The sequence below is a fragment of the Thauera linaloolentis 47Lol = DSM 12138 genome, from assembly GCF_000310205.1.
GTDB classification, from domain to species: Bacteria; Pseudomonadota; Gammaproteobacteria; order Burkholderiales; family Rhodocyclaceae; genus Thauera; species Thauera linaloolentis.
In genome coordinates this window covers 21639-38868 of record NZ_AMXE01000002.1, presented here as the reverse complement: position 1 = coordinate 38868, position 17230 = coordinate 21639, and the positions used below count along the sequence as shown (strand labels likewise).

At 65.8% G+C, this 17230-nt stretch carries 12 protein-coding genes; 3 read left to right on the top strand and 9 right to left on the bottom strand.

Features of this window, described 5'->3' with window-relative positions; genetic code table 11:
• Positions 1 to 132: 132 nt before the first annotated feature.
• The 3 genes from C666_RS19275 to C666_RS21270 all read left to right on the top strand — a co-directional run bounded on the left by C666_RS19275 (position 133) and on the right by C666_RS21270 (position 3959).
• Positions 133 to 1146, top strand: coding sequence for a helix-turn-helix transcriptional regulator (locus tag C666_RS19275; RefSeq protein WP_004332674.1), 1014 nt, complete (start codon positions 133 to 135; stop codon positions 1144 to 1146).
• Positions 1147 to 1729: 583 nt separating this feature from the next.
• On the top strand, positions 1730 to 3730 hold the full coding sequence (locus C666_RS01110) for a TonB-dependent receptor (RefSeq protein ID WP_211206695.1): 2001 nt from the start codon (positions 1730 to 1732) through the stop codon (positions 3728 to 3730).
• Between the two features lie 25 nt (positions 3731 to 3755).
• Complete coding sequence (locus tag C666_RS21270; protein ID WP_154666194.1) at positions 3756 to 3959, top strand: hypothetical protein; 204 nt, start codon at positions 3756 to 3758, stop codon at positions 3957 to 3959.
• Between the two features lie 155 nt (positions 3960 to 4114).
• Here the strand turns inward: C666_RS21270 and C666_RS01105 are convergent, their stop codons facing one another.
• The 9 genes from C666_RS01105 to C666_RS01065 all read right to left on the bottom strand — a co-directional run bounded on the left by C666_RS01105 (position 4115) and on the right by C666_RS01065 (position 16612).
• Positions 4115 to 6598 carry a TonB-dependent siderophore receptor gene (locus tag C666_RS01105; protein WP_004332670.1) on the bottom strand — a complete coding sequence of 828 codons (2484 nt, stop codon included), beginning with the start codon at positions 6596 to 6598 and terminating at the stop codon, positions 4115 to 4117.
• 152 nt (positions 6599 to 6750) lie between these two features.
• Positions 6751 to 7647, bottom strand: a complete 897-nt coding sequence (locus C666_RS01100; RefSeq protein ID WP_004332668.1) for a FecR family protein — start codon at positions 7645 to 7647, stop codon at positions 6751 to 6753.
• A gap of 6 nt (positions 7648 to 7653) precedes the next feature.
• Positions 7654 to 8220, bottom strand: coding sequence for an RNA polymerase sigma factor (locus C666_RS01095; protein ID WP_004332666.1), 567 nt, complete (start codon positions 8218 to 8220; stop codon positions 7654 to 7656).
• A gap of 190 nt (positions 8221 to 8410) precedes the next feature.
• Complete coding sequence (locus tag C666_RS01090) at positions 8411 to 10864, bottom strand: TonB-dependent siderophore receptor (RefSeq protein ID WP_004332664.1); 2454 nt, start codon at positions 10862 to 10864, stop codon at positions 8411 to 8413.
• 97 nt (positions 10865 to 10961) lie between these two features.
• A complete protein-coding gene (locus C666_RS01085) occupies positions 10962 to 11945 on the bottom strand; it encodes a FecR domain-containing protein (protein ID WP_004332662.1) in 984 nt (327 codons plus the stop codon).
• A complete protein-coding gene (locus C666_RS01080; protein WP_004332659.1) occupies positions 11942 to 12454 on the bottom strand; it encodes a sigma-70 family RNA polymerase sigma factor in 513 nt (170 codons plus the stop codon). Before C666_RS01080 ends, C666_RS01085 begins: the two co-directional genes overlap by 4 nt.
• Positions 12455 to 12626: 172 nt before the next feature.
• Positions 12627 to 15068, bottom strand: a complete 2442-nt coding sequence (locus tag C666_RS01075; protein WP_004332657.1) for a TonB-dependent siderophore receptor — start codon at positions 15066 to 15068, stop codon at positions 12627 to 12629.
• An 82-nt stretch (positions 15069 to 15150) separates the two neighbouring features.
• The gene (locus C666_RS01070; protein ID WP_028792244.1) at positions 15151 to 16116 is read right to left on the bottom strand and encodes a FecR family protein; all 966 of its coding nucleotides are present in this window, start codon (positions 16114 to 16116) and stop codon (positions 15151 to 15153) included.
• The gene (locus C666_RS01065) at positions 16091 to 16612 is read right to left on the bottom strand and encodes a sigma-70 family RNA polymerase sigma factor (protein ID WP_051019853.1); all 522 of its coding nucleotides are present in this window, start codon (positions 16610 to 16612) and stop codon (positions 16091 to 16093) included. The genes C666_RS01070 and C666_RS01065 overlap by 26 nt, the downstream gene beginning before the upstream one ends.
• Positions 16613 to 17230: the final 618 nt, after the last annotated feature.

Here is a 17230-nt window from a genome sequence, read left to right as displayed (position 1 = left end):
TCGATTGCCGATTTGCGTCTTGCCGGTACGGCAGGAATCAGCGAGAATTGTTGAGAACGAATATCATTTCCGTTGTTGCGCATATTGCGCTAATGGTTTACGGAAAAAATTTGATGTTTTCAGGAAAAATTCATGGCGGGAGTGACCGCAAAGGCCTCGGGTCAGCCTGCCCTTGACCCTGGAACCATCGAAGCGAAAGGGCTGGCAGGCGTACAGGAAGACTGGCGCCACGCCATGCACATGTATCGCCCCTGCGAAGGGCTGCACATCAACTGCATCCAGGGACGGCCCCGTCGTGAATGGGCTTTCGAGGCCGAAGGCCCGGCCGCCTTCAGTCTCAACATCCTGCTTGAAGGTCGCCTCCAGACCGCCTTTGATCAGGGCGCGTCACTCAACGCCCAGGCAGGCTCGACCATCCTGATGGCCGCTGCCCAGCCCGCAGCCGGGTGGGATGTGCTTGACGCCAAGGCCGATGGCGCGTTCCGCATGCTCAGCATCCACATTCCACAAACCGCCCTGGAAGACCTCACCGGGCTGCATATGGATGACCTGCGCCACCGGCTTTGCGGTGGCACGGACGAACCGCGTGGCACTTGCGCACTGCTCAAGGTCACGCCCGCATCCAGCAGCCTGCAACGTGTCGCCAGTGATTTACTGGGTTATGGCTGCGCCAGCCCCGGCCCCTGCATCTCGCGAGATATCTACTTGCGTGGCAAGGCATTTGAAGCCATTGCCTGCTTCCTCCGTGACAGTCTGGCGCCCCGGCAAACACCGCTGCCGGTGCCTGCTGACCGCTCCCGTCTGCTGGAAGCCCGCCTGCTGCTGGAGCAAGGCTACGATCAGGACTGGAGCGTGCAATCCCTGGCGCGCGCCGTAGGCCTGAACGAAAAACGCCTGCAATCGGGTTTTCAGGCCTTGTTCGCTTGCACGGTGCACACTTGCCTGACCCGCATCCGCCTGGATGCCGCGGTCGCGCTGCTGCAATGCGGCACCAACGTTACCGAAACCGCTGCCAGTTGTGGCTTTGCCAGCCTCAGCCACTTCAGCCGGGTGTTCCGCAGCCATACCGGCATCTCGCCCAAGCAGTGCGCGCTGGGGCATTCGCCAAGGCGTAATGACATTGACAGTACGTCTGGCTGCAATTGACGCAATGTCAGGAGATTGCCCCATGCCCACGTCCACCAATACCACCCCCGGTAAGCGCGAAACATTGGCCGATCTGCAGGCCAGCCTGTAGCGCAGCAAGCCTGAGGATGCGGGTACGCAAAATATTCCCGAATCGTCAAGTTCTTGCCGTAAATCGTTAGCGGCTCTGGCGTGCTTTCGTGATCATTCCCCTGTTTGGTCACTGTGTCAGTTTCCATCACGGTCTTTTCCGAACACGCCTGCGTTGTGGACGTGGTATCGGGCAGCCGGGCAGGAAGCGGCGCAGTGCTATTGGCAGGGGGTAGTTGTGAGCTCATTTATGACTACATCTCATTCGTATTTTTATTATTGATTGAAGGTGGTTCAGATGAAGCGGCACACACACGGAGGGAGCAAGGACATCACGACACGCGACAATCGCAGCAGCACAGCGTCAGCAGGCGTGGCGGTGGAACATTCAGGCGCATGGGTGAGGCCTGCCCTGCAAGTCCGCCAGGTGTGCCTGGCCGTTGCACTGACCCTAGGCCCGCTGCATGCGCAGGCTCAGGAGTCTGATGCCTTTGCCGCACGAGATGTACATGACGTGAGCACGCTTGCTCCTGTCGTGGTGTCAGCCAGCAAGCGTGGTGAAACCCTGGATCAACTCAATGGCGCCGCCGGTGTGGTTGATCGCCTGACCCTGGATGATGCCCAGGTAAGTTCGACCATGGAACTGGATCGGGTCTTTCCCGAGCTGTACATGTCGCATAGCGCGACGTTCCTGTTCCCGATCATCACACTGCGCGGGGTGACTTCGGCGCAGGATTTCTACAACCCGGCCCTGACGGTGTATGTGGATGGCGTACCGCAACTGCCGAACTTTGCCGCCCAGTCATTACTGGGCATCGAGCAGGTGGAACTGCTCAAAGGGCCGCAAGGTACGCTGTATGGCAAGAGCGCTCAGGGCGGCGTCCTCAATATTGTTTCTCACAAGCCGGACAATACCGCGCAGTTTGCCGCCCGCGCCGGGGTATCGAGCCGCGATGGCTACCAGTTGCAGGCCGAGGGATCCGGGCTGCTGGTCGAGGATCTGCTCTATGGCTCGGTGTCGCTGTTGGGCAATGACGTCAATGGGGATATTCGCAGCGATGTCATCGGCAGCGACAAGCTGGGTGGCGTGCGCTCTCGGGCCGGCAACGTCAAGCTGCGTTTGGCACCGACCGGCAGCCCATGGGAGCTGGGCCTGAGTGGCGGGCGAGATTGTGCAACGGGCGACCAGGAGGTCTATACGCTGTTCGACGACTACAAGTCCCGCAGGGCCTATGTGTCGCCGAATCTGCCGGAAGCCTACCGGGATTACTACCAGAAGCGTTGCGCCAACAGCTTTGCTGCCAATGGGCAGTACGATTTCGGCCAGTGGCGTCTGAACGTGATTGCCAGCAGCCAGCGCGTGCATACGTCACGGCACTGGCCGATCGACATTTATTTCCCGCAGTTCTCCGAGCACTGGAAACAGAATACCCAGGAAGTGCGCCTGTCGACACGGGTGGATGAGACTGGTGGCGTCTCTTCACGCGCTTGGGATGCCGTGTTCGGCCTGTACCGCCAGGAAGTGGATATGTCGCGGGGCTACCAGTTCGACATGGTGGTGCCCAGCTTCTACCGGGTGGTGGATTCCGCATCGACCAACCGCACCGAGTCCCTGGCTGCATACGGTGACGTGACCTGGCACCTTACCCCCAAGGCGGATGTCACGACCGGCCTGCGATTCACCCGTGATGAAGCCAGAACCCGCTTCGAAGGCGAACAGATGGGCAATGGCTTCCAGGGCCAGGCGTCATCGAGCCAGAACACCTGGCTTGGTCATATCGCTGCGGGTTATCAGTTCGCGCCGCAATGGCGCGGCTATATCAACGTGGCTCAGGGCTACAAGCCGTTGGGCTACAACCTGGCGCCATCCAGCGTGGACGATGCCAAGGGTTATGGCCGAGAACGCTCGATCAGCTATGAGGCGGGCGTGCGCTTTAGCGGTGATGCGGTGCGCGCCAGCATGGCCCTGTACCGTGTGGACAGCAGGGATGTGCAGCTCTATGGCGATGGCGATATGGGCAACCAGACCTTGCGTAATGTCGGCGATACCCGTTCGGTGGGCGTGGAGTTCAACACAGAATGGGATGTCACCCGGCAGTGGACGCTGAGTGCCGGAGGGTTTGTGAATGACGCCACTTTCCGCCGCTTCGAGGATTCCAGTGCCTGCACCGGCTGCAAGCACAACGACGTGCCGATGACTCCCCGCTATGGCTTGACCCTGGGTGCCAAGGGCAATGTGCGGGTGGGTGATACCGTACTGCGGCCGCAACTGTCAGTGCGCCGGACCGGAGCACATTACTTCGACAGCGCCAATACCCTGCGCCAGAACGCCTACACCGTGGTCGATGCCGGGCTGGCCTGGAGTCCGACCAGCGACCTGGAATTGATGCTCCATGCGAAGAACCTGACCGACAAGGACTACCGGACCTATGGTTTCTCCTACGGAGCGACTGGCAATTTTGCCCAAGTGGCATCGGGCCGGACCGTGGGGCTGACAGCGACATACATGTATTGATGCACGAGGGGAGAAGCTGTTCAGCGTGACGTATGACCTGAATCCGGTACAACGTGAAAAACTCGAATTGCAGGTGAATCGCCAAGGCGATGACGTGGCTCTCCAGCCCCTCGGTGTCGATCTTGTCGAGCTGCCGGAGCGGCTTGCCCATGTTCTCGTCGCTGATGAGGTGGGTGGCCTTGCCGTTCGGGAGCATCGGAAAGCTCCGGCACATGCTGAATGCGACTAAATCATTGATAAGCCTGCCGTATCAAGCTTCGCCGTAGTCCGGCGAAATGCGGCACCTCGAAGAGGTGCCGCTGGCAGATTTCTGCTGCCCGGGTTGGGTGCCGCGTTTGGCGGCGCGCGGAAAATCGCGCGCCGGGATGCTCCTCGGCAAGCGCATCAGAAATCGTAGCGCAGGCTTGCGGTGAAGCTGCGCGGCGCGCCCCAGGTGTAGAACAGCCCCTGGGCGTTGAAGTTGGTGACCCCGGCGAAGTACTTCTTGTCGAGCGCGTTGTTGAGATTGGCGCTGATGCTCAGCCGCTCGTCGATCTGGTAGCGTGCCATCAGGTCGAGCAGCCAGTAGGCATCCTGGCCGAGCCTGGCGTTGCCGCGCTGGACGGAGATGGCGCTCTGCCAGCGCGTGGCGGCGCCTACCGTCAGGCCGCGCAGCGCGCCGCCGGTGAATTGCCAGGTGCTGCCCAGCTTGAACTGGTGCTTGGGTGTGGCGCTGGAACTGTCCAGGTCGCTGCTGTTCTGCACGTAGCTGCCCTGGGCCTGCCAGCCGCGCGCCAGTTCGCCGGACAGTTCCAGTTCGTAGCCGCGCCGGATGGTGCCCATGACCGCCCGGTAGATGGAGTCCCCCCGGTCGTTGAGGCCGATCTCCTCGGCCGTGTTGTCGGTGCGCATCCAGAAGTAGCTGGCGCTGGCGTTCAGGCGCTTGTCGAAGAACTCGCCCTTGGCGCCGACTTCATAGGTCAGCCCTTCTTCCGGGTCCAGGGTGCGTTCGTTGGCGTCCTTGGCGCTCTGCACCTGGTAGATGCTGGCGTAGCTGGCGTAGACGGAGATGTCCCTGGCCACGTCCACCACCAGTCCGGCGTATGGCGTGACCACACCCTTTTCGTTCAGATCGTAGTTGTACCAGCCGATGTCGGTGACGTCCTTCTGTTCGTAGTTGCTGACGCGGGTGCCGACGATCAGCTTGACCGGGTCGGCCAGCGAAAGCTGGCTGGCGGCGTAGAGATAACGCCGTTTGCTGCTGAATTTGTCGTTCGAGTAGGTCGACAAGGCATCGTCGGGTTGCGGAATCACACTGCCGCCCTGGGCATACTCGACACCTGGCGGTAGCGCGGCGTCGGGGGGGCCGCCGCGCAGCAAGGTGGTGCGGCTGCGGGACGCACCGGCGCCGAGCAGCAGCTTGTGCTCGCGGCCAAAGAGTTGGAAGGGGCCTTGCAGATCGACGATGAGGCTTTGGTCGCGCGACTCGATGTCCTTGTACAGCCCGAATTGGCCGGTCACCGCGGGCAGGGCGTAGCGCAGCGAGCCGATGTGCATCTTGGGGGTTTCGATGCCGTCGTGGGTGATTTGCAGCTTGCCCGTCCAGCCGTTGGCGAAGCGGTGTTCGAGGCGGGCGAAGGCGTTGAGCGAATCCTGCTCGTAGCCGGCCCAGGGTGCGCCGATGTTGTAGTCGCGGGCCATGCGCGGCACCGCGTTGCCGTTGCCGTCGAAGCCCTGGATCGGCGTGGTGCCGCCGGCGCCGCGCTGCTCGCGCTGGCGCCAGGTGAGGCCGGCGCTCGCCAGGGTATCGGGGCCCAGGTCGTACTCCAGCGTGCCGTACAGCATCGAGCTGTCGGTTTCCTTGCCGTTGAAGGTCTTGCTTTCCTTGTGCGCCGCTACCAGCCGCCCGCGCAGGCTGGCGTCGGCATTCAGCGGTCCGCCGACATCCGTGTCGAGACGATAGTTGTCCCAGCTGCCGGCGCCGGCCGTGACGCTGGCCTGGAACTCACGCGTCGGGCGCTTGCGGATCAGGTTGACGGTGGCGCCATAGGCACCGTCGCCGTTGATCAGGCCGGAAGATCCCTTGAGGACCTCGACGCGGTCGATTTCGGCCAGATCGTCGAGGGTGTGCACGATGTGGGTGTTCCAGCCCCAGCCGGCGCTGGTCCGGCGCGCGCCGTCGGTCTGCAGGTTGACGGTGGCACCGCGCACGTTGAAGGTCGTCATGTCGTTCTGCCGGCTCACCGTGACGCCGGGCGCCTGCTCCAGCACGTCGGTGAGCGTCTCCAGCTTGAAGTCGTCCATGCGCTGGCGCGTCATCACACTGACCGATTGCGGCGTCTCGCGCAGGCTCAGCGCCAGGCCGGTGGCGGTGCCGCTCGGGCCGCGCTGAGTGTAGCTGCCGGTGCCTTCGGTCGTGCCGCTGCGGTCGTGCTGGGCGCTGACCGTCACTGCCTTGAGCGTGGCCTCAGGGGCGTGGGGCCGGGTCTGGATGATGAACGAGCCGCCCGCATGCGTGGCGACCAGCCCGCTACCGGCCAGCAGCCGGTCGAGCGCCTGGCGGGGCGTGTAGCTGCCGCGCAGGGCGGGGGCGGTGAAGCCTTCGGTGGCCGAGGCGGCAAAGACGATTTGTACGCGGGCGTGGCGTGCCAGGGCGTTGATGGCTTCGCCAAGCGGCTGCGCGGGCTGGTCGAAGGCCAGCACCGCCCGGGCTTCGGTGCCGCCGTTCTGTTGCGCATGCGCGGGCGGCGCAATGGCCAGCGTACCCAGCGCAATGACGCAGCCCAGGGCCAGTGCATGCAGGCGGAAAGCGGCCGCGTGATCGGGCGCCGCCGGGCGCAGCGGGCGGGATTGGTGGTGCGAGGGGTGGAAAGGTCGGACCGTGTTCATGCAGGCTCCTGCGTTGCCGTGAGTGGGTGATGAACACATGTCGTATGGGCGCTTGCCCACCCCTACCTTCGTTCGGAAAAAAAGTCGCAGGCTGGCGGGCACGGGGTTCTGCCTCGCGCAGCAGAGGAAAGGACGGAGGGCCGCGCGGGCGTTCAGCGGCGCAGCACGTCCACTTCGCCGCTGGGGTGGCGCACGATCTGAAGCGGCAGGACGTCGGGCAGGCGGTCGAGCAGTTGATCGGTGTTGCGGCTGTCGAACACGCCGGAAACCTTGGTGTCGCTGCCGAAGCGGCCGTGCATCCGGATTGGCGCCTGGCGGTAGCGCTGGATTTCGGCCAGGGCTTCGTCCAGCGGCGTGTTCTGGAACACGAGCAGGCCCGTCTGCCAGGCGCCGAGGCTTGCCGCGTCCGCCGGGGTGCCGGACGGCAGGGGTTGGTCGGGGCGGAGGACGCTGGCGAGGCGGATCTGCTGACCGGCCTGCAGCAGGATGGATTCTTGCGCGCGGGCGCCGTGCCACACCGCGACCGTGCCTTCCTGGACGGTGACGCGGGTGCCCGCGGCATGGCGCCAGACGTCGAAGCGTGTGCCGACGACGCGCACGCGGGCATCGCCGGCCGCCACCGTCATCGGGCGCAATGTGGAGGGTGCGACGTCGAAATGAGCCCGGCCCTGCTGCAGTTCGACGCGGCGCGAGCGCAGATGCCAGCTCACCTGCGCCGCGCTTCCGGTATCGAGCACGACGCGGCTGCCGTCGGCCAGCGCGATTTCGCGCAGTTCGCCGATGGCGGTGTCGAAGCGCTGGCTGCGGTAGGCGGGGTCGGCCCACCACACGGCGGCGGCCAACAGTACGGCGGCAGCGGTGCCCGCCGCGTTGCGGGCCGTGCGCTTGCGCTGCGGGCGGGCTGGCGGAATGGGGAACATCGACTGCAGGGCGCCGCGGTGGGTGTCGAGCGCGTCGTCGAGCGCGGCGCGGGGGGCTGCCTGGGCCGTGTTGCCGGCCTTGAATGCGACCCCGCTACGCGGCGGACGGCTGTCTGGTGTGTCGTTCATGGCTGTTCAGGCGCCATCGTCGAGGAAGCCCGCCATGGCGACCCGGCAGCAGGCCAGCCCGATGCGGACGTGCTTTTCCACCGCCTTCACCGAAATGCCGAGGTGCGCAGCCACGTCGGCCTGCGGCCATTCGTGCAGCTTGTGCAGCACGAACACGTCGCGGCAGCGCGGCGGCAGGGATTCGATGGCCTGGGTGAGCAGGGCGATCTGCTGGCGCGCCTCGACGCGGCATTCGGCCTCGCTGGTGCGCGGCGCGGGGTGCGAGAGAAATTCCGGGTGGTCGTCGCCATGTGCCGCAAACCGGTTCCAGGCCGCCTCGCGACGCAGCACGTCGATGGCGCGCCGCTGGCTGAGGGTGCGCAGGAAGGCGATCGGCACCTTCACCTTACCGAGCTGTGGTTCTTCCTGAAGCAGTTGCAGGCAGACTTCGTGGAGCGCCTCGTGGGCCAGGTCGCGGGTGGCGCGCGCGTTGCCCCGGGCGAAGCCGAGCTTGCGGCACAGGTAGGCGATCAGGTCGTCGTAGTGGTGTGCAAGCGTGAAGACCAGCGAGGAGGAAGCGTCCTTGACATACATGGCGGTCGGGTCAGCCCGCCGGACGGGGCATCGGGCGTGGTGATCGGGTTGGATGGCGTATCGCCGCGCGAGTATATCGCCACCTCCTTCAGATAGGAATGAATATCGTTAACTTGGATCGGATGCCGCCGCGGGAGGTCCAACGGATACGGATGGCCCGGCTTCCGCATGCGGGGGCCGGGCGCCATGCTCAGAAGCTGTACATCGCCGTCAGCGTGAAGCTGCGCGGCACACCGAAGACGTTGCCGCCGGTACTCCAGCCGATGTTCTGGTAGTAGCGCTTGTCGAACAGGTTGTGGACGTTCAGGCGGATTTCCGTCTGCTTGTCGAGGCTGTAGGCGGTATGCAGGCCGACGACGGTGTAGCCGGAGTGGCGGATGCGCGAATCGTCGCTGGCCTTGATGCGGTTCTGTGCGTAAAGATTGCCGCCGATCCGCCAGCGGGCGAGCTCGCCGGGCAGGCGGTAGCTGGACGACAGCTTGAGCTGGTGGCGCGGCAGGTCGCTGTCGAACGGCTTGCCGATGTTCGACCGGTCGGCATCCTTGGTGTACTTGGCGGACACATAGGTGTAGCCAGCCATCAACTGCCAGTCGGGTGTCAGGGCGCCACCGATTTCCAGTTCGACGCCCTTGCTTTCGACCTCGCCCGATGCACGCTGGCAGTAGCCCCAGGCGCTGCCGGGGCAGGGGTTGGGGCCGGCAAGGTCGTCGGTGGCGCGGTTCTGTTGCTTGATCAGGAATGCGGCCAGGCTGGCGTTGAGGCGGCCGCCGAAATACTCGCCCTTGAGGCCGATTTCGTAGTTGGTGCCGGTGATCGGGTCGAGCAGTTTGCCGCTGCTGTCGTAGCTGCCCTGGGGTTCGAAGATCTCCGTCCAGCTCGCGTAGGCCGAATGGTTGTCGTTCACGTCGTAGATGGCGCCGAGGTAGGGCGTCAGTTCGTGGTCGACCTTGTAGCTGGCGCCGGTCAGGTGGTTTTCGTTCTCGTACCAGTTGATGCGCGCGCCGGCGATGAGCTTGAGCGGGTCGGCGAGGTTCAACCGGGTGGCCGCGTAGACGGCCTTCTGGCGGGTGGTGTTGTCGATGGCCCAGCGTGTCATGTCGATGGCCGGCTTGGGCACGGCCGACGAATCCCAGTCGTACGGATCGACGGCCGGCCCGGCCGCCGTCCAACTGTACTCTGCCCAGCCGCCCCAATTGAGGTTGTCGCGGCTGCGGTAGCTGGCGCCCAGCATGAGTTCATGCGTGCGGCCGAACAGCGAGAAGGGGCCGTTGAGGGCGAGGTCGTAGCTGTCCTGCTCGTTGTCGAGGCGGTAGTGCTGGGTGCTCTGGCGCAGCACGCCGCCGTTGCGGTACAGGCCGGAGAACAGCATGTCCTGCTCGGGGCGCTTCCACAGCGCCGCCGCCTTGAGCTGCCAGTCGTTGGCGAAGCGGTGGGTCAGCTCGGCGAACAGTGTCTTGTCGGTCTGCTTCCAGTAGTCGAAATCGTTGGCGGGATTGGCGGAGCGGCGCAGACCGGAGAGGAAGCTGCCGTCCGGGTTGGTCGGCAGGCCGGGCAGCAGCCCGTCGTTGTCCACCTTGCGGTAGTGGAAACCGAGGGTGGCGGTGGTCCCGGGCGTCAGGTCGGCTTCGAGGATGCCGTAGAGCTGGTGGTTGCGGTCGTGGGCGACGTCGTAGAACTTGTCGGCATCCTGCACGGTGGCCACCACCCGGCCGCGCAGCGTGCCGGCCTGGTTGAGCGGGCCGCCGGCATCCACCATGGCGCGGTAGTTGTCCCAGCTGCCCGCGCTCAGCGTGACACGGCCCTGGGTTTCCGCCGTCGGGCGCTTGCGCACCAGGTTGATGGCGGCGGACGGCGTGCCGGCGCCGGTAGTCAGGCCGGTGGCGCCGCGCACGACTTCCACGCGGTCGTAGATGTCCAGTGCGTCGTTGTCGGCATTGAAGGTGCCGTTGGCGCCGGCGCTGGTCGGCACGCCGTCGAGCAGCAGATTGGCCACCGGAAAGCCGCGCGCGCTGAAGCTGCCCGAATCGCCGGTGTAATAGCCTTTCTGCATGGTCAGCCCGGTGATCTGCTGCACTGCGTCGTCCAGGGTGGTGAGGTTCTGGTCGTCGATCTGCTGGCGCGTCAGCACGCTGACCGACTGCGGCGTCTCGCGCAGCGAGAGGTTCATCTTGGTGGCGGTGCTGGCGCTGCCGGTGGTGTACGCACCGGTATTCTCCGTCGTGGCGCCGAAGCCGGCGGCCGTCACCGTCACCGCTGTCAGCGTGGCCTCGCCGGAAACCGCCGGCGGCAGCTTGCGCAGCGTGTATTCCCCGCTGCCGTCACGCACGGCTTCCAGGCCGGTGCCGGCCAGCAGGCGGCGCAGGGCGGCTTCGACGGAGTGATGGCCGCTCACGCCTGGGCTTTGCCGGCCGGCGGTGAGTTCGGCATTGACCGCGAGCTGGATGCCGGTTTGCCGTCCGAGGCGGTTCAGCGCTTGGTCCAGGCTGCCGGCGGGAATGTCGATATCGACCGTGGCGCCGGCTTCGGCGGCATGGGCCGGGCTGGTGGGCAGGGCCAGGACGGCGGAGGCGCCCAGGAAGGCCACGAACAAGGCCCGGGCGGCGGGCGTCATGGTGCGGCGGATGGAGCGGGGCGGGCAGGACATGAAGGCTTTTCCTTTGTGTCGGGTTTGGACCGGTGGCCGGCGCGCAGCAGGCCTCTATCCGGTATGCCCGGCGAAAAGGAAAAAACTGCCAACTTTTTCAACCGTGCGACACCTTGACCCAATATCGCGTCATGCGCTGGATGCGGATCGGCAGGCGGCGCTCCAGTGAGGCGAGCACGGCTTCGGTCGGGTCGCCGCCGCGCAGCGGCCAGGTACCGGTGATGCGCAGCGCGCCGGCCTCGGGCGTGCAGCCCAGGTGGCCGGGGCGGTAACGGCCTAGCTCGGCAAGCAGATCGTCGAGGCGGCGGTTTTCCGCGCTGATCATGCCGTCGGTCCAGGCGTGGCGGGATTCGTCGAGGGGCTGGACGGTGTTGCTGCCGTCGCCGCCGAAAACCAGTTGCTGGCCGCTGCCGACGCGCTGCGGTTCGGCACTGCCGTCGCGGAAGACGTCGACCGCGCCCTCGCTGACGCCCAGATAGGTGTGGCTGTCCGTCTGATCGACCGTGAAACGGGTGCCGGCCGGTGCCAGCCGACCATCCCGGCCCTCGATCCAGAGTGGCCGGCCGGATGGGTCCTTGGCCGTGACGACCTGGATTTCTCCGCGGCGCAGATGGATTCGGCGAGTGCTGCCGTCGAAGCGGATATCGACGGCGCTGCCGGTGTTGAGCTGCAGCAGGCTGCCATCGGCCAGCCGGACTTCGCGGCGCTCGCCGACGGCGGTGCGGTAGTCGGCCGGGAAGGCGGCTTCGTTCAGCACGCCGCGGCCGAAATACAGGCTGGTACCGCCGATCGCGGCCCAGGACAGCAGGCGCAGCACCTTGCGCCGTTCCAGATCGGGCAGGCGTCCGAGGACGGAGCGGGCGAGGGAAGGCGCCAGGCGCGGCGTGCCGCCATGCAGTTGCTCGCCCATGCGCTGCAATTGCCGCCATGCCCTGGCGTGGTCCGGGTGCCTGGCCAGCCAGCGGGCGAGTTCGTCCTGCTCGCTAGCGTTCATCTCGCCCGAAGCCTGGCGCACGTACCAGAGAATGGCAATGTCGATGATGCCCGGTGCGACCGGCAGACCGTCCTGCGCGGCGTTCATCGTCCGCTCCCGTAGAGCGCCTTGTAGCAGTGGGCGGTGGCGCGGATCATGGCCTTCTGCACCACGTTGACGCTGATGCCCATCTGCGTGGCGATGGCTGGATAGGTCTCGCCTTCGAGCTGCGAGCGCAGGAATATCTCGCGCACCCGGGGCGGCAGCCCGTCGAGCAGCCGGGCGATTTCTTCCAGAGTTTCCAGGATCAGCCTGCGTGCCTCGGGCGAAGGCGCGCTTTCTTCCGGGCGTGCCGCCAGCTCTTCCAGATAGGCCTGCTCCAGCGCCTGGCGGCGCCAGTGGTTGATCAGCAGCCCGCGGGCGACCGTCGTCAGGTAGGCACGCGGTTCGCGCAAGGCTTCGGGTTCTTGCTTGCTCAGCAGGCGCACGAAGGTGTCGTGCGCGAGGTCGGCTGCCTGATGGGAGCAGTTGAGCTTCTTGCGCAGCCAGCCTTGCAGCCAGCCATGGTGTTCCGCATAGAGGGCGGAGATGGATTCCGAAGCATTGGGGGGGCTCAAGCATGCCTCCAGGGAGGGGTTGGCTGGCTGGCCCCTGGGGGAATCCTGCGGGGGTGGCTGGCGTCAGATATCGGGAATGGTTCTCATTTTTGTGGATATGGGCGGAACGTGTCAAATCACCATGACTGGCCGCCCGGCGGCGGCCATCTGGGCAAGCCTGCCGCAACGGGAGTCAGAAGCTGCCGCGCACGGTCAGCAGGACGTTGCGCGGCTCGCCCACGTAGCTGTGCAGGTAATTGGCGCTGATGTTGGAGTAGTAGCGCTTGTCGAACAGGTTTTCGACGTTGAGCGCGGCGCTCCAGGTCTTGTCGATCCGGTAGGCTACACGGGCGTTCCAGACGGCGTAGCCGCCCTGCACCGGGTTCTTCATGGTGGCGCTGTCGGTCTCTTGCTTGCTGCGGTAGTTCACCCCGGCGCCGATGCGCCACTTTCCCAACTCGCCGGCCAACTGGTAGTCGGACCACAAGCGCAGCATGTGTCTGGGCGTTTCGTAGTTGAACGGCTTGCCGACCAGGCTTTCGTCCGCATCCTTGAGGTACTTGTTGCGGCTGTAAGTGTAGCCGCCGCTCAGTTGCCAGCCGCGCGCCAGCGTGCCGTGGGCTTCCAGCTCGACGCCCTGGCTGCGCACCTTGCCGGCGGCGCGGGAGCAGTACCAGCCGCCGCAGAGCATGGGCGACTCGTAGTCGGTGATGGCGCGGTTTTCCTGGTCGACGCGGAACACCGCCAGCGAGGTGTTGAGCGCGCCGTCGAACAGTTCGCCCTTGATGCCCAGTTCGTAATTGACGCCGGTCATCGGCGGCAGAACCTTGAGCCCGGCGTCGGTGACGCTTTGCGGCTCGAAGATCTCGGCGTAGCTGGCATAGGCGGACCACTGCGGCGTCAGGGCATAGACCAGACCGCCGTAGGGGGTGAATTCGCCGCTTTCCTTTTCCCGGGAACGGGTGACGATGACGCCGTTGACCGGATTGACGATGGCGCTGCGGTAGTCGTACCAGCTCGTACGGCCGCCCAGGATCAGCGTGGCGCGCTCGGTGAGGTGCCCGCGCCACAGCCCGTAGAGGCCGCGCTGGGTGGTCTTGGAACTGAGATCGCGCATGCGGTTGAGCGCGCGGGCGCCGAGCGGCGTGATGTCGGCCTTGCTGTCGAAGATGTCGATGGTGGTGTTCGTGTATTCGTCGAAGGCGTCGTCGCGCTCCTGGTTGGAGTAGCTGCCGCCGACGACGATTTCATGGGCGATTCCCAGCGCCTGGAATGCGCCGCTCAGGTTGATGTCCAGGCCCTTGCTCCGGCCGCCGAAATCGTAGGCGAAACCAGGCGCCGTCATCGCGTTGCCGCCGACCGGGATCAGGCGGAAGTAGGACAGGGCGGTGGCCCCGTCGTAGGTCTCGTCGATGTAGATGCCGCTGGCCTTCAGCTTCCAGTCCGGATTGAAACGGTGCTCGAAGTCGACAAAGAGCTGGGTTTCCTCCCGCGTCGACTCGCTCCAGTCGGCGTCCATGTTGGCGCGGCGGGATACATCCGGCATGGAGCCGTCGGCATGGCGCGGCAGGCCGTTGTAAATACTGCTGTTGCCTCTGAAGCGGGTATGGGCCAGCCCCAGGCCGAGGGTGGTGTCCGGCGTGGCATCGAAGTCCAGCGCGGCGTAGGCGCTCAGGTTGCGGTCCCACACCTTGTCCACGTAGGCGTTCTTGTCCTCGTAATCCAGCACCGCGCGGGCGCGCAGCGTGCCGGCTTCGTTCAGCGGGCCGCCGGCATCGATGCGGGCGCCGTAGTTGTCCCACGAGCCGGCGCGGCCTTCCACCATCAAGCGGCGTTCGGCCGTGCCCCGCTTGCGCACCAGATTCACCGCACCGGCCGGGCTGCCGGCGCCTTCCAGCAGGCCCTGGGCGCCGCGCAGCACTTCCACCCGGTCGAGATGGACGGAACTGGCCAGCAGCATGTTGCCGTTGGTGTAGGTGCGCGGCAGCGGCATGCCGTCGTACTGGATGGTGCTGGTCTCGAAGCCGCGGATGATGATGTCGTTGCCACCGCCCACACGCCGGCGCAAGGTGACGCCGGTGGCGTTGGCGAGCACGTCTTCCAGCGTGTCCAGCCCCTGGTCGTCCATCCGCTGCCGGGTGATGACGGTGACGGACTGGGGAATTTCCTTCAGCGACTGGGTGCCCTTGAACAGGGTGGTGCCCCGTGCGGCGTAGCTGCCGGTGCCTTCGCTGGTGGCGCTGCGTTCGATCCCGGCCGTCACCGCCACCGGCGCCAATGTCGTTTCCCCCTGTCGCACCGGCAGCCTGCGCAAGGTGTATTCGTTGCCGCCCTGGCTCACCGCCTCCAGGCCGGAGCCTTCCAGCAGCTTGTCCAGGGCGGTGGCCGGCGTATAGCTACCGTCGAGGGCGGGCCCCTGCTTGCCTGCCAGCAGGCTGCTGTCCACGCCGATCAGCAGGCCGGTCTTGGCGGCCAGTTCGGTCAGCGCCTTGTCCAGCGGCTGGGCGGAGATGGACAGGGGAAGCGGGGACGCCAGGGGGCTGCCGGTCTGTGCCCAGGCCGGCGCGGCCAGCCCCAGACACAGGGCGATCAGCGGCAGCCGCGCGGGCAGCCGGTGGTGATGAGGACGATGCACGATGAACTCCTGATGGTTGATGGAAGTCGCTTCTCAACCTCCATGACTGGCGCCGGAGAAAATCGGGCAGTCCATCGTGAAATTATTTTTGCGTCCGGGCTTCCTCCGGCGCCAGCCAGACCACGTACGGCGTGGCCTGTTCCACCGACACGGGCAGCGACCGGGCCAGGATGCGCAGCGCCGCATCGCTGTCCTGCAGCGGCAGCATGCCGGTGAAACGCAACCCGGCCAGCGCCTCGGCCCGGCGCAGGGTCAGGATGCCGCGCCGGTGGCGCGCCAGTTCGGCAACGACCTCGGGCAGCGGCGTGGCGTTGAAGATGAGGTGGCCGTCTGCCCAGGCCGCGTCGGTGGCGGCGGGGGCCAGGGCCTCCGGCCTGCCCGGCGCCGCGCGCGTATAGCGCACCGTTTGTCCGGCCTGCAGGACCACCGGATGGTCCGGCCGGGCGCGGCTGGCCACCGCGACGGAGGATTCCAGCACGCTGACCGCCGTGTCGGCGGCCTGCTGGTCGACGATGTAGCGCGTGCCCAGCGCCGTCGCCGTGCCGTCGCGGCTGACGACGCGGAAGCTGCGGCCTTGCGGGTCCTTGGCCACGTCGACCAGCACGCGGCCGGCATGCAGATGCAGCGAGCGCACCTGCCCGTCGAAGCGGATATCGACGCGCGCGCCGCTGTCGAGCGTCAGGCGGCTGCCATCCTCCAGCGTCACCTGGCGCAGTTCGCCCGGCGCTACGCGCACGTCGGCCAGCCAAGCCTGCAGCGGCAGCAGCCAGCACAGCACGAGCAGGGCGAGCAGGCCGGCCGCGGCGGCGGTTTTTCGGCCGCGTTTCGGTTTGGCGGGCTGGGCTGCGGCCTGCCACATCTGCTGCATCTGGCGGAAGATGCGCGCGTGCCGCTCGTCCTGCGCGCACCACGCCCGGCAGGCCGCCTGCACGGCCAGGCGCTGGGCGTCGTCCAGCGCGTCGTCGAGGCGCACGATCCACTCGGCGGCCTGTTCGCGGATCGCGGATTCGTTCAGCACCGCGTCAGTCATGGGTGTAGAGGCGGGCATGGCAATACGCCAGGGCTTTGCTCAGGTACTGCTTGACGCTGCTTTCGGACACGCCGAGCGCGGCGGCGATCTCCGCGTAGGACATGCCATCCACGCGCGCCATCAGAAAGGCCCGGTAGGGTTTGTCGTCCAGCTCGCGGGCCAGGACGCGCAGGGTCTCGCCCAGCAACTGGCGGGTCGCGGCCTGCTCCTCGGGGCTGGCGGCCAGCGCATCTTCGGCCAGCACCGCCATGGTTTGCAGGCTTTCCTGTTCCAGCTTGCGGCGCCGGTAATGATCGATCATCAGATGGCTGGCGATCACCAGCAGGTAGGCGCGCGGCTCGCGCAGCGCCGGCAGGCTGGCGGATGACAGCAGCTTGACGAAGGTGTCCTGCACCAGGTCGGATGCCTGGTGCAGGCAGCCGACCTTCTTGCGCAGCCAGCCCTGCAGCCAGCCGCGATGGCTGGAATACAGTTCGCCGATCAATCGGGTTTGTTCTGTCGCTTTGTGCTGCAAGGCAGGCTCCGTGCCGGACAAGCCGGCCGCTCGATCCGCAACGCTCGGGTACGGGAGGGGAGATGGCTTGTCATGAGAATCATTCGCAAATGATAGCACCGTTGCCCGTGCAGGCGGCTGGCTCGAATCCCGGTTCTCTTGGCCGCAGGTATGCATTCAGTCAATGTCCTAACGTACAGACATTGGTGATGCGCAGGGGGTAAAAATGGCCATCCACGCTGTTTCAAGCCGTCAGTTCACCCGTGATGTCGGGGTCACCAAACGGTGGCTGCTTCCGGACCGGTATTCATCACGGACCGGGGAAGGCCGCGCTACGTGTTGCAGACCATAGAGGACTACTACGCGCAAAAGGAAGAAGGCGGGCAATCCTTGCTGGCGTTGATGGTGGCCATTTTTTCGGTCGGGCGCTGCCGTTTTCGGAGCAGGCCGCCTTGATTTGCGCCAGATTGCATATTCCCGGTCCGATGGTCATGAACGATTCCATGATTGCGGCCATCTCCCTGGAACATGGCTTTGCCTTCGTGACCGGGAATACCAGGGATTTCGAGAGCAGCGGCGTTGGGCTGATCGATCCGTGGGCATATGGGCCATAGTGAGCGTGTGACGGATCGTTTTTCG